Here is a 12,669-nt window from a genome sequence, read left to right on the forward strand (position 1 = left end):
CCCGGCGTTCGGGGCTGGCCGTTGGCACTGGTCGTGGGTCTGTGGGCCGCACCTAGGTGCTTGTTGCCCTGGCTGGGAGAAGGGAACCCTGCTCTGATGATGATGGATCTGATGTGGCTACCGCTCTGCGCCTGGTTCCTGGCCAAGCCCATCATAGTGACCCGCCAATGGCGCAACCTCTTCTTTGTCCCCCTGCTCGTGGTACTGACTCTGCTCAATGGTACCAGCTGGTTGTGGCATGAGGAGTGGATCACCATAGAGCATCTGCTGATCACGACAGTGCTGCTGTTCACGACCCTGATTGCCGTGATGGGAGGACGGGTCATCCCATTCTTCACCGCCCGAGGCACCGGCCTGGAGAAAGCCGCTCCCCTGCCGTGGCTGGAGCGCACGGCACTCGCATCACTGTGGCTCATCGTGCTGTGCTGGCTGCTGCTCCCCACCCAATGGACCACCAGCACTTATTATATGGTGCCTCTATATATAGTGGCAGCAGGTTTGCATCTGTGGCGACAACTGCGCTGGGGCCTGCCGACCACCCTTGCGCATCCCCTGCTGTGGTCACTGCATCTCGCCTACCTGTTTATTCCGCTCGGTCTGCTCGCTCTCGGAGCGCAGGCTGCAGGACTGACTATCACCTTGTCGACGGCCAGCCACCTGCTCAGCGCCGGCTGCATGGGCACCATGATCCTGGGGATGATAGCGCGCGTCTCCCTCGGCCATAGTGGCCGAGCCTTGCAGGTAGGCCGCCGGATAAGTTGCGCGTTCGCACTGGTCATAGTGGCAGCGGTGATCCGGGTTGTGATCCCGCTACTCTGGCCTGCCTATACCCTGCACGGCTGGAACCTGAGTGGTCTGGCCTGGGTCGGCGCCTATGGGCTGTTCGTCTGGGTTTATGCCCCCATACTGACCAGCACCAGGGCAGATGGCCGTCCGGGCTGATCATCCGGGCTTATTCTCAGGGCCTGGCCGCAGGATAGTGGATCAGGTTGTGAAAGATCGCAGGTGCAATCCCCAGATTGCGATAACCATGGGGGCGGTCGGCGGCAAAGCGCACCGCCTCCCCTTGCGCCAGTGAACGCCACTCCCCTTCCACCAGCACCTCCATCAGACCACTGATGACGATGACATGCTCGGTCACACCGGGCTCATGAGGCTCGGATTCGCGCTGATATCCGGGCAACAGCGTCAGTTCAAACAATTCAAAGCCAAACCGCTTCTCGTAAGGAAATAAGGGGGCGACCTGCATGCCCTCTCCCGCAGGCTGCTGGCGAATGGCGTCGGCGGTACGATAGAGCACCTCTCCCTGCGCTGCCGGGGCAGGCTCGATAAAGCTGGAGAAGGAGACCCTAAAGCCGGTGGCGATCTTCCACAGGGTAGCCACAGTGGGACTGGACTCTCCCCGCTCAATCTGCCCCAGCATGGCCTTGCTCACCCCCGTCTCACGCGCCGCCACATCCAGGCTCCAGCCCAGTTCGCTGCGCAACCCCTTCAGACGTTGGGCCAGATGCTGATTCATCTCTTGCATGACTGCCTCTTCATTACTCTTGCATGAATCGCCTTGTGCGCTATAGCGCACAGCGATATAGTCAGGAGACACATTGTACGTAATAACGTACAACCCGTCACAATCCGACAAGGACGTCACTATGCCCTTCGCCCTTCCCCACCTGGTGGCAGGTTTCATCGCCGTGATGGTCGGCTACACCAGCTCCGTCATCCTGATCATTCAGGCTGCTACGGCGGCGGGTGCCGATGCAGCCCAGCTTGCCTCCTGGCTATGGACGCTGGGTGTCGGCATGGGAATAAGCTGCATCGGCCTCTCTTTTTATTACCGCATACCCGTACTGACCGCCTGGTCGACCCCGGGGGCCGCCCTGCTCATTACCAGCCTAGGCAACTTCACCCTGGCTGAGGCCATAGGCGCCTTCGTTATCTCTTCCCTGCTGATCACCCTGTGCGGCATCAGCGGTTGGTTCGATCGCCTGATGCGGCATATCCCGGCTCCGCTGGCCGCCGCCATGCTGGCCGGAGTCTTGCTCAGATTCGGGCTGGATCTGTTCAGGGTCGCGCCACAAGATCCCTTGCTGCTTGGCACCCTGCTGCTGGCCTTCCTGCTCGGCCGCCATCTCTGGCCCCGCTACACCATGGTGCTGGTGCTGGCGATGGGAATAACCCTCTGTGCCCTGCGGGGGGATCTGCAACTCGACACTCTGCACTGGCAGCTCGCCAGCCCGGTCTGGACCTGGCCGAGCTTCTCCTTCGATGCCCTGTTCGGCATAGCCCTGCCACTGTTCATCGTCACCATGACCTCACAGAACATGCCCGGCATTACCATATTGCGAGCTCACGGTTATCAACCGGCCACCTCATCCCTGATCACCTGGACCGGCCTGACCGGTCTGTTGCTGGCCCCCTTCGGCGGCTACGCCTTCAACCTGGCGGCCATTACGGCCGCCATCTGCATGGGCAAGGACGTGGATTCCGATGCCCACCGTCGCTGGCCCGCCGCCGTCTGGGCTGGCGGCTTCTATCTGCTGACCGGTTGCTTCGGGGCAAGCGTGGCCGCCCTGTTCACCGCCTTTCCTGCGACGCTTGTCACCTGCGTGGCAGGGTTGGCTTTGCTCGGCACCATAGGCAGCAGCCTGCACACGGCATTGCAGCAAGACGAGGCGCGCGAAGCCGCCCTGCTCACCTTCATCATCACGGCCTCCGGGATCAGCCTGCTGGGTGTCGGCGCCGCCTGCTGGGGGCTGCTCGTCGGTGTCATCCTGCATCAAGTCAACCAGCGGAGAAACTGACCTGACCATCTGGGGAGCCTCCCGTGAGACACAGCACATAATTCAGAAAAATTGGTTCACAGCTGAAACTAATTGCCATTAAGTGGTGCCGAGGCACTTCTTCTTCCCCGATATGTGCCTCTGTCAGACTCATAAACTGGAGAACAATAATGAGGAATCAGGCTGTCATTTTGTTACTGGCACTGCTGGGCGCCACCACCGCCCATGCTGCCGACTCGGATCGGGAGCTGGCACGCCAGCTCGCGCTACAGCAGAAAAACCTGCTGCCACTGCTGAGCAATCAGGAGTACCAGAGCCCGCTGCCCAACCTGCTGCAAAAGGCCAGTCCACGGCTGAAACGGCAGGCGAGCGATGCCAACCAGGCCGCCATCAGTCGGCAAGGGCTGGACGGCGAGGTCAAGCAGTTGATGCAACTGCGACTGGCCAACCCGGAGCAGGCCGCCGCACTGCAACAAGGGGTCGAACCCCTGGTTGCCTATGTACCGAGCGGAGATGAGAAGAGCTGGAGCGCGATCGAGGCTTTCGACAGCGCCGGCAATCCGGTCTATCTGGATGTGGACAAGGCACCGGCGCGACCTGTCCTGGTGGTGGAAGCAGACCCCGTCAAGGCCAAGAACGCCGGCCTGAAGGTGATGCGCAAGGCGCTGGCCGCAGCCGATCTGCAGGCAGCCCCGCGCACCGCCGCCAGTACGGCACCGCTCAAGACCAGCATCCTGAAGAAGATAAGACTGAAGGATGATCAGGAGCCCTGGCTGCTGGGTGCGGCCGAAGTCTATGCGGTGGTCGCCGGGGTCAATCCCAGCCGGGATGAGCCCGTGGTCGACATAGTCGACATGCCCTACCTCGACTATGACAACACAGACTACACCCCCAACCAGATCCTGGTGTACTGGGATCGCTACCGTTGGGGTGCCGTCGACATCGTCATGATGGAGCAGGATGACAACGTCAACTACAAGGAGCTGAGCGCCTTGTTCATCGATGCCCTCAAGCTCGCCTTTACCGCTGGCGGCGTACCGGAGGCCCTGCCCTTCCTGGATCTCGGCGGTCGCATCGTCAAGGCGCTGCCCGACTCCTGGATGACCAACAACGATGACTATCTGGATACCTTCTACACCCTGGAGCAGGACCAGAGCTATCACCAGTATCCGGGTGCCGCCGGCAATGCGGTCATCGATCTCGAACCAAAAGAGATAGCCCCAACCCGGCCTTGATAAGCCGCTATGAAAAAAAGCCAATGAGCAACTCATTGGCTTTTTTTGTGCCTGCGGCAACCTGTGTCAGGCCGGGTCCTTCGGCCTGACCCCCAGGGTATGGCAGATGGCGTAGGTCAGCTCTGAGCGGTTCAGGGTATAGAAGTGGAAATCCTTCACCCCCTCCTGACTCAGCACGCGCACCTGGTCGATGGCGATGCTGGCGCCCACCAGGTTGCGGGTCATCTGATCGTTGTCCAGCCCTTCGAAACGCTGATGCATCCAGCGCGGGATCTTCACGTTGGTAAAACCAGCGAACTTGGCCAGGGTCTGGTAGTTGGAGACCGGCAGTATCCCGGGCACGATTTCGGCATCGATGCCGATGGCGGCACAGCGATCCCGAAAACGCAGGTAAGTCTCCACATCGAAGAAGAACTGCGTGATGGCGCGGTTGGCACCAGCATCAATCTTGCGCTTGAGGTTGAGCAAGTCTGACTGCGCACTTCTGGCCTCGGGATGACCTTCCGGATAGGCGGCCACCGAAATATCGAAATCGGCTTCTGACTTGAGCAGGGCCACCAGATCGGTGGCATACATATCAGGCTTGTCGAGTCCGGGCGGCAGGTCGCCGCGCAGGGCCACGATATGGCGGATGCCGCTGTTCCAGTAATCGCGGGCTATGGTGCGCAGCTCGTCGCGACTGGCATCGATACAGGTCAGGTGGGGCGCCGCGATCAGGCCGGTACGCTCCTTGATGTCCTTGATCACCTTGTGGGTGCGATCCCGGGTGCCGGAGTTGGCGCCATAAGTCACGGAGACGAACTTGGGTTCCAGCACTTTCAGCCGCTCGATAGACTGCCAGAGGGTGTTTTCCATCCCTTCACTGTTGGGTGGAAAAAACTCGAAACTAACCCCTATGTCACCGCTTAAATCGGCCAGACTCTGGTTGAGTGCCTCAACCTGACGTGCACTGTGAAATCCCATCTGCTCTCTCCCTGCCCTGCAACCCATTCCTCTACGTCAAAACGGATGTTTGGACGTCTAAACGTCTTTCTATCTTTATGAGAAAACGGATCAAAGTCAACCCTGATTTACAGATAGGAGTGAGACTCTGCTGTTTATTTGGCAATTAACCTGAAGTAACGATTGGCACCCCATCCCAAAAGCCGTGGAGTCGCGTTATGATGAACACAGATCGTCCTGGACGTTCTGAATCTGCGTGTGATTGTTTGGCCGGAGGTTTCTCCGGCCCCTTTTTCAACCTCTTCCCTTCCCTGCCGATAACCAATTGAGCCATTCGCAGGAGCCTCGTCATGGATACCCACCCCGGTTTTGCAACAGACTTGCTGTTCGATCGCTATCAGGGCAACGTGGTAGACCATGAGCAGTTCTGGGCCGTGCGCACCCCTGATGCTCCCGATTACTATTTTGGCAACTACCTGCTGCTCCCCACTCCCCCCAGCGATCGTGACAAAGGCTGGCTCGAGGCCAGTTTTGACAAGCTGATTGGACTGGACCCCAGAGTGCAGCATCGCACCTTTCAGTGGCCGCTGGCGGAAGGCCAGAACAGCCGCGTCGCAGGTTTCGTGGCGGCGGGATATCAATACATGGAATGCGTTGTGCTGGCGCTGGATGCCACCAACTTGCACCAGGCTGCCACTATCGACCAAACCGCAGAAGCCCGCCCTTTCTCGCCCGCAGACTGGGATGTCTGGCTGGCGTTTGAGCTCAATGAGCGAGATCCCGGTCACTCGGTGGAAAACTATCTCCCCTACCTGCAGTCCCGACGTCGCCTGTATGAGGCCATGATCGCGGATGGACTCGGGAAGTGGTGGGGGATCTGGCAGGAGGATCAGCTGGTTGCCAGTTGCGGCCTCTTCTTCACCGGGACCATGGGTCGGTTTCAACTGGTACGTACTCATCAAGAGTGGCGCAACCGGGGGCTATGCCGTCAGCTGCTGAGCCAGGTCGCGCGCCAGGGGTTGGAGCGGGCCAGGCAGCTCATCATAGTGGCCGACGAGCACTACCACGCTCAGCGGGTCTATCGTTCACTGGGCTTTACCCCTGTGGCCCGCATCGGCAGTCTCTGCCGCTGGCCCCATGAGACCCAATAGTCCGAGTGGCAGGTAGAAATGAAAACGGGAGGCTGGTGCCTCCCGTTCTTTATGGTGTTGCCATTTACTGTTGTGGCGCTTCCAACTCTTCGGACAGTGCCTGCTCAATCTCGGCAGATGGCACAGGTAACGGGGCGGCCGCCGCAGAGGCTGGCACAGCCGGCGTGATCGATGGAATGGGCGCGGTTGGGGCATCCTCTGTCACGGCGGGTGTGGCTGCAGATGGCGCAAGAACGGCAGGTACCTCAGTCGCGGGGGTAGCCGAAGGCGCTGGTGCGACCTGAGCCTCAGTGGTGGATACCGCAGGTACGACAGTGGCGGGAACAGCCGGTGCCTCACATTGGCAATCCTGCCCCTTGGCCTTGTTGCCCTGATGGGGTGGATACCAGCCCTTCAGCCCTTGCTCCAGCCGGTCTGCCGCCGCTTGTGGTGCCATCTTGCCCAGCAGCACGGCCTGACTCACCTCGGCCAGCTCATCCCCCAGTTTGGGTTTGCCACGGGAGAGGATCTGGGTCGCCACCCGTATGGTGGAATCACACTGATCGCGCCACTCCATCATCTCCTTCGCCGCCGGATTGGTGACATCAAAGAAGTGGTTGGAGAGGGAGAAGAACCCTGGCAGCGAGTTGGTATAGAGCTCGGCAAACTGGGGAGTGGTCAGCCACTGCAAGAACGCCATGGCCGCCTCCTTGTTCTTGCTGGCGGGGTTCATGCCCATACCTATATCGGTGTGATCGGTAAAGAAACAACCATCACCCTGTTTGGCTACTGGTGGGCGCATGACGCCAAAATCGACCTTGCCGGTAAAGGGGGCGATTTCCCACGATCCCGCCACGTAGAAGGCGGCCTTGCCGGAAGTGAATAGCTCATTGGTGGTGGCATAGTCCCGGTTCTCACCCCCCTCTCCCAGGTAGGGGCGCCAGCGGGCCAGCTCCTCAAGCACCTTGACGTATTGCGGATTGTCGAGCCGCTCCTGCCCGCCGATCAGCGCCAGACGACCATCTTCCCCTTTCCAGTAGTTGGGGCCTATGTTCTGAAAACCGAGTTCGGACGAAACCCAGCTCTCGGCACCACTCATGGCCAGCGGCACATAACGACCGTCAGCTTTCACCTTGTCTAGCGCGGCAAAGAAACCATCGCGGGTTTGCGGTACTGTCAGGCCCAACTCACTGAATATCTTTTTGTTGTAGAAAAAACCGTGGATCACTGACGCCATGGGCACACAGAAGGTCTGGGCACCGGAATCGGTTTGCCAGGGTGACTGGGCAAAACTCGGGAAGTTTTCCATCCCCGACATCTCGGTCAGCTCCGCCAGATGACCGGCCTTGAACAGGGCAAGGGAGTCGTCAAACGGGCGACAGGTAATGAGATCTCCTGCCTTGCCATCCTTCAGACTGGTCAACAGGGTCGGCATGTAGTCGACATTCTGCACGCCATTGAATTTCACCTGGATTCCCGGGTGAGCAGCCTCGAAAGCAGGAATGATCTTCTGCTCCCACAAGACTTTGTCATCCGTCCGCCAGCTTTCGATCACCAGCTCACTGGCCACCAGTTGACCACATAACAGGAGACTCAGGGCCCCAATCCACTTGTTAGACATAAGCCCTCCTAGACCTTGAAATGTGCGATCAATTGCTGCTGCTTGGCGACCAGATCCGCCAGCACTTCACTGCTGCTTGCCGACTCTCTCGCCTCCCGCTCGGTCTCGTAGGCCACGTCGGCGATGCCGGCGATATGTCGAGCCACCCCCTGGCTGACCGAAATCTGCTCCTGGGCGGCATGGGCAACCTGATCCGCCATCGACTTGATGGAGGTCATCCGCTCGGCGATGGACTGCAATGCCAGGTCCATTTCACGAGTCTGTTCAACACAACTGCGGGTCTGGTCCTGACTGCGGCCCATCACCTCCACCACCTGTTTGCTCGAGTTCTGCAGGTTCTCGATCATCGCCTGGATCTCTTCGGTCGAGGTCTGGGTACGGTTGGCGAGCGCTCGCACCTCATCAGCCACCACGGCAAAACCGCGACCGGCATCGCCGGCACGGGCCGCTTCGATGGCCGCATTCAGGGCAAGCAGGTTGGTCTGCTCGGCAATGCTGCGGATCACATCCAGAATACTGCCGATGTTGTTGCTGAACTCTCCCAGCTTGTAGGTGATGCCGACGGCCTCCTCCATGGCACCAGCCAGTTGTTCGGTGATGCGACGTGTGGTGGCCACTTTCTGACGGCCACTTCTCGCCTCATCATCAGCCAGATCCACTTCCCGTTTTGTACCATCGGTGGAACGGGCCACCTCGGTGGCGCTCACTTCCAGCTCTGTGATGGCAGCAGCTACCTGATCGGTCTGGCTCTTCTGATCCTGCACCCGTGACATGGCCCGCTCGCTGATCTCGGCGGCGCGGCTCGCCTCCTCCACCAGGTGGCGAGAGCCGGCATTGATCTGGGAGAGCAACTCCCCCGTCTTGCCCGCCAGGGTGTCGATGGAGCGGGAGAGGCTGCCGAACTCACAACTGCTCTGATAGTTGATACGGCGGGTCATGTCACCGGCCGCCATGTAATTCAACTCTTTGTTGATCATCTGCAGCGGCCGCTGAATGCTGCGCGCCGTGGTATAGCCGATGATGAGCGCTGCCCCGGCCGAAATAGCGGCGACGATCAGGATCCAGAAGCTGGCACTGCTGACCGCATCATCCGCCGTGGTACGGCTCTGGCTGGCGATGGTCCCGGCCGACTGACCCATCTGGTCGAGCAGGCTCAAGCTGTTGACCAGGCTGGCGTCGAGCTGCTGGTTCAACGTCTGCAGGGATGCCGCCAGTTGCTGGGCATTGCGCATGGTGGCAAGCAAGCCTTGCTGACCGAGTGCCAGCTCTTGCATGCGATCCAGGTTGGACACGAAACGCTGCTTCACATCGTCGGGAACCAGCACGCGTTCGAGACGCTTGCGGGCCATCTCTATGTCCTTGCTGAGCACCTTTTCCAGCTCATTGAGGTCGGTTTTGGCATCGGCTCGGCGAATGTTTTTCAGATCACGGGCGATCCCGGAGGTGATGAGTTCGGCCTTGTTGCGCATGGATCGTTTGCTTGCCGTCTGTTGCAGCAGCAGATCAGCTGCACGCTGATAGGTGTCCTCCAGCCGGATGAAATCGATCTCCAGCTTGTGGCGCTGAACCAGGGCATTGACCCACTGGCTGTGCTGGGCGAGCACCTGGTCCGCCAGACCATAGAACTGCCTGGTGGCGCTATCCACCTGCTGGAAGCGGGCATTGGCCTCAGCGACCCCGGTGAACTTGCCCATCTCCTGGCTCAGCTGAGTGAAGCGGGCTTGCTGTTCTTTGAACTGGCTGGCGAGTTGTGGCAACTGACTTGCCTCCTCGCTGGCCCGATAGACCAATACCCAGCGGTTGCTGTCTTGCAGGGCGCCTTTCAGGCCTGCAACGGCAATCACCAGTGGCGTCGCCTGGTCGGATACCTGCGACAAACCGTCGTTGATACCCCTGATCTTCACCGTGCTGATCACGCCAAGCAGGATCAACAGCAGCAGCATCAACACAAATCCGGCGATGATCCGCTGCACAATAGATAAACCCATGGAGACATCCTCACTCGTGGGGGGAAGGTAACGTGAACATAGACACTATCGGCACAAGCGGCGAATTATAGAGGGTGGGCTTGGGTTATTTTATTGATCCATATAGGGTTGGATCACAATTGACAGAGGATAACGCAGACACAAAAGGGCCCGAACAGTGTCGGGCCAAAGAGACGTGCTTAGCTGTAAAGGCCCTTGACGGACCGGTTCGGCTACTTGTCAGAAGCGATAGCCGACACCAAACATGAAGGCCATGGGATCGATGGAGGTCTTGATGGTACCGACGGCAGTGTGTACATCGGTGTCGATATCCATGATCCAGGCAGAGGCGTTGACGAACCAGCGATCGTTGATCGCCATGTCCAGACCGACCTGACCGGCCATGCCCCAGGAAGAGTCTACGCTGACATCGGTTCCTGCCAGGGCACCACGTCCTTCCTCATCAAAGAAAGTGGTGTAGTTCACACCGGCGCCTATGTAAGGACGAACCTTGCTCTTGGCATCACCGAAATAGTACTGCGCCATCAGGGTCGGTGGCAGGTGCTTGACCTTGGCAACCTCACCCAGACCAGCAGTGGAAACGGAGTGGGAGAACGGAGTGGCTGCCAACAGCTCGACACCCCAGTTATCCGTGATCAGATAAGAGAGAGTCAGACCCAGCTGCATGTTGCTGTCAATTTCCAGCTCGCCGGTACCCAGTACGTCATCACTGCTCGTTTGAGGAGAGACAAATGCCAGGCCGCCGCGCACCAGAATATCGCCAGCTTGGTGGGCCATGGCGACGGGAGAAGCAAGTGCGGCTGCGATCATCAGAGGGAGGATCTTTTTCATCACATTTTTCCTTTTAGTTTTCGTTCTATGTTGCAAGCCTGAAGACTATAAAAGGATGTGAATGCGGGGTTATTGATTTAGCTCAAAAGTTACCAAGAAATAGATAGATGTGTACAGCAGCTTCCAGACCACCTGAAGCCCTGAGGAAATAAATAAAATGTCATTAATAACAATGCATTAATCTAAATAATTTTAGACCAAGCCCCATTAAATAACCATTCAAATATATCTTATGGTGGATTTAAGCAGCGGCTTGTGACTACCTAGTCTTCATGGCAGTGTATTTTTGTATCAAATGTGACTCGGCTGTGAGCGGAATATTCGTAAAAAACAGACCAAAGGGAAACACAATAGTCTCCGCGTCACCATCATATGAGATCCCCTTTTTTCCAGCTGATGTGGCAGGTATTTATCCCCTGTATCCTACTGTCAATACAGGCTCATCAAGCGGGCTGACGGAGATGGGATGCCTGACACAAGAGGAACTCTCCCTCCACTATCTGCTCCGGGCTCAATGCCCACTGCTCCCGGGCCAGTTCACCGCTGTATCCCCGCCAGCGATCCCGTCCCTCCTGCTTGGCCCTGTACAGCGCCATGTCCGCCAGCTTGAAGCTGAGATTCCAGAACGAATCTTTCAGCTCGGGGTGCAGGGGGTAACTACAATACCCTAGTGATGCCGTCATCCAGAGGGGCACCTCTTCCCGACCGAACCGATATTCGGCAATCTTGCGGCGCAAGCGCTCAATCCGATCGGCCACCCGCTCCGCTTCCTCACAGGTCAGCAACAGCAGGAATTCCTCCCCACCCAGCCGGATCAGCGGCTCCTCCTCGCCGAGGGCATTGCGCATCAATGCGGCCAGCTGGCACAACACCAGATCTCCCATGTCGTGGCCAAAGCGATCGTTGACCTGCTTGAAGTAGTCCAGGTCCAGGATCACCAGCACCCTGGCAGCGGTGACGTTATCCCGGGTCAGCAACCACTCGTCGAGGTAGCGCCGATTGGAGGCATGTGTGAGCGGATCCGTATAGGCGGCGACCTCCATCCGGGAAGAGTGCGCCTGCAAGGCACTGTGGTGCAGACTGATCTTGGCCGCCATCTCCCTGAACTTGCGGCTGAGCAGGGCCATCTCCTGGCTGCTGTCGATAAGCGGCAGCAGGCTCACATCCTGCTTGTCGCCAAATTTCTGCAGCGCCTTCACCATCTCGCTGACCGGCCCCAACACTATGGCTCTCAGCCGGGCCAGGGCCATCAGGACGCAGGCGATGCTGATCAACAACATGCCAAAGAAGGTCCAGATAGCCCCCTCCATCGCCCCCTGCAACACATCACGATCGTCTTCCACTATCAGGGTCAACACGGGGTCGCCATTGCTGTCGAGCAGCAGCCCCTCTCCCCTGACCCTCTGCAGCCCCAGATCAACCAGGCGATAGCTCATCTGTGGCTTGAGTGGCTTGAAGGAGAGGAAGTTATCGGAAGGCTTTGGCTGGGAGAGGGTCAAAGAGAGGGCTGTGCGCTCAGCCAGATCATGCAGATAGCGAGCATCCAGCCAGCGAGTCACCAGCAGATAGCCATTGGGTGTGGCGTTTCCCAAGGTGTTGGTCACCGGCTGGAGCGAGTAGATGAGGGGTCCCCACTGAGATCCCCTCACACCGCTCAGGCTGCGAATCCCCTCCTGACGGGATTCACGCAGCAACTGCAGCTTGAGGTCATCCAGGAAGAAGGGAAGCAGGGTCGTGTCCGTGCCTGGCGTCTCGGGCAGCAGGGTGCGGGTCCAGATCTCGGCCCCCTGCAAATCCATATAGCTCAATACGTTGAGTTCGAAATCCCGCATCGGGGTATCGACCAGCAAATTGGAACGAATATAGGCCTGATTGGGGTGGGCCAGAAAGCGATAGCTCTCATCCCAGATGCCCCAATCCCGGGTGAAGGCATTGATGGCACTGATATCACCCTGCACCGCCTTGATCACCCGCTGCAGGTGCTCCTTCATTCGCCGCTCTTCGACCCGCTGCGCCGCCGGCACCTGAGCCAGGGCAATCACGATGAGCAGCATCAGGATGGCTCCGGCCCAGACGGGAAACATGGAGTAGGCCAGCAAATGATCGATGGAGCGAGAAGGTTGAGCCATGAACGCCAATATC

At 58.8% G+C, this 12,669-nt stretch carries 10 protein-coding genes (1 of these 10 running past the window's edge); 4 read left to right on the top strand and 6 right to left on the bottom strand.

Features of this window, described 5'->3' with window-relative positions; genetic code table 11:
• Nucleotides 1-942, top strand: partial view of an NnrS family protein gene (locus AC1P02_RS03215; RefSeq protein ID WP_485184060.1) — the 3' portion only. 258 nt of this gene lie to the left of the window's left edge; the window shows 942 of its 1,200 coding nt (coding positions 259-1,200); its start codon lies off the left edge, out of view; the stop codon is at nt 940-942.
• 16 nt (nt 943-958) lie between these two features.
• Here the strand turns inward: AC1P02_RS03215 and AC1P02_RS03220 are convergent, their stop codons facing one another.
• Entirely contained in the window at nt 959-1,528 is a 570-nt protein-coding gene (locus AC1P02_RS03220) for a helix-turn-helix domain-containing protein (protein ID WP_198315357.1), read from the bottom strand.
• Between the two features lie 121 nt (nt 1,529-1,649).
• Here AC1P02_RS03220 and AC1P02_RS03225 point away from each other — a divergent pair, with 121 nt between their 5' ends.
• Together AC1P02_RS03225 and AC1P02_RS03230 are read left to right on the top strand one after the other, a co-directional pair.
• Nucleotides 1,650-2,801, top strand: coding sequence for a benzoate/H(+) symporter BenE family transporter (locus AC1P02_RS03225; RefSeq protein WP_485185411.1), 1,152 nt, complete (start codon nt 1,650-1,652; stop codon nt 2,799-2,801).
• 149 nt (nt 2,802-2,950) lie between these two features.
• The gene (locus AC1P02_RS03230) at nt 2,951-4,015 is read left to right on the top strand and encodes a DUF3103 family protein (RefSeq protein ID WP_021140730.1); all 1,065 of its coding nucleotides are present in this window, start codon (nt 2,951-2,953) and stop codon (nt 4,013-4,015) included.
• Between the two features lie 66 nt (nt 4,016-4,081).
• Here the strand turns inward: AC1P02_RS03230 and metF are convergent, their stop codons facing one another.
• Complete coding sequence (gene metF, locus AC1P02_RS03235; protein ID WP_021140731.1) at nt 4,082-4,978, bottom strand: methylenetetrahydrofolate reductase; 897 nt, start codon at nt 4,976-4,978, stop codon at nt 4,082-4,084.
• A 329-nt stretch (nt 4,979-5,307) separates the two neighbouring features.
• On the opposite strand from metF, the gene AC1P02_RS03240 reads away from it, so the two are divergent.
• Nucleotides 5,308-6,108, top strand: a complete 801-nt coding sequence (locus AC1P02_RS03240) for a GNAT family N-acetyltransferase (RefSeq protein ID WP_087756675.1) — start codon at nt 5,308-5,310, stop codon at nt 6,106-6,108.
• Nucleotides 6,109-6,172: 64 nt separating this feature from the next.
• Here AC1P02_RS03240 and AC1P02_RS03245 read toward each other — a convergent pair whose 3' ends face one another.
• The 4 genes from AC1P02_RS03245 to AC1P02_RS03260 form a co-directional block, all read right to left on the bottom strand.
• Nucleotides 6,173-7,708: an ABC transporter substrate-binding protein gene (locus tag AC1P02_RS03245; RefSeq protein WP_485184063.1), complete on the bottom strand. Its 1,536-nt coding sequence runs from the start codon at nt 7,706-7,708 to the stop codon at nt 6,173-6,175.
• Nucleotides 7,709-7,716: 8 nt separating this feature from the next.
• On the bottom strand, nt 7,717-9,696 hold the full coding sequence (locus tag AC1P02_RS03250) for a methyl-accepting chemotaxis protein (RefSeq protein ID WP_485184065.1): 1,980 nt from the start codon (nt 9,694-9,696) through the stop codon (nt 7,717-7,719).
• 219 nt (nt 9,697-9,915) lie between these two features.
• A complete protein-coding gene (locus AC1P02_RS03255; RefSeq protein WP_021140735.1) occupies nt 9,916-10,527 on the bottom strand; it encodes an OmpW family outer membrane protein in 612 nt (203 codons plus the stop codon).
• Between the two features lie 443 nt (nt 10,528-10,970).
• The gene (locus tag AC1P02_RS03260) at nt 10,971-12,656 is read right to left on the bottom strand and encodes a sensor domain-containing diguanylate cyclase (RefSeq protein ID WP_485184068.1); all 1,686 of its coding nucleotides are present in this window, start codon (nt 12,654-12,656) and stop codon (nt 10,971-10,973) included.
• Between the last annotated feature and the right edge of the window lie 13 nt (nt 12,657-12,669).

The sequence above is a fragment of the Aeromonas sp. TS_SC_11 genome (assembly GCF_057318915.1).

Excerpts from the sequence above, each read along its gene's own strand:
- AC1P02_RS03250 (WP_485184065.1), bottom strand. The coding sequence starts at position 9,696 with ATGGGTTTATCTATTGTGCAGCGGATCATCGCCGGATTTGTGTTGATG.
- AC1P02_RS03225 (WP_485185411.1), top strand. The coding sequence starts at position 1,650 with ATGCCCTTCGCCCTTCCCCACCTGGTGGCAGGTTTCATCGCCGTGATG.
- AC1P02_RS03220 (WP_198315357.1), bottom strand. The coding sequence starts at position 1,528 with ATGCAAGAGATGAATCAGCATCTGGCCCAACGTCTGAAGGGGTTGCGC.
- metF (WP_021140731.1), bottom strand. The coding sequence starts at position 4,978 with ATGGGATTTCACAGTGCACGTCAGGTTGAGGCACTCAACCAGAGTCTG.
- AC1P02_RS03230 (WP_021140730.1), top strand. The coding sequence starts at position 2,951 with ATGAGGAATCAGGCTGTCATTTTGTTACTGGCACTGCTGGGCGCCACC.
- AC1P02_RS03260 (WP_485184068.1), bottom strand. The coding sequence starts at position 12,656 with ATGGCTCAACCTTCTCGCTCCATCGATCATTTGCTGGCCTACTCCATG.
- AC1P02_RS03245 (WP_485184063.1), bottom strand. The coding sequence starts at position 7,708 with ATGTCTAACAAGTGGATTGGGGCCCTGAGTCTCCTGTTATGTGGTCAA.
- AC1P02_RS03255 (WP_021140735.1), bottom strand. The coding sequence starts at position 10,527 with ATGAAAAAGATCCTCCCTCTGATGATCGCAGCCGCACTTGCTTCTCCC.
- AC1P02_RS03240 (WP_087756675.1), top strand. The coding sequence starts at position 5,308 with ATGGATACCCACCCCGGTTTTGCAACAGACTTGCTGTTCGATCGCTAT.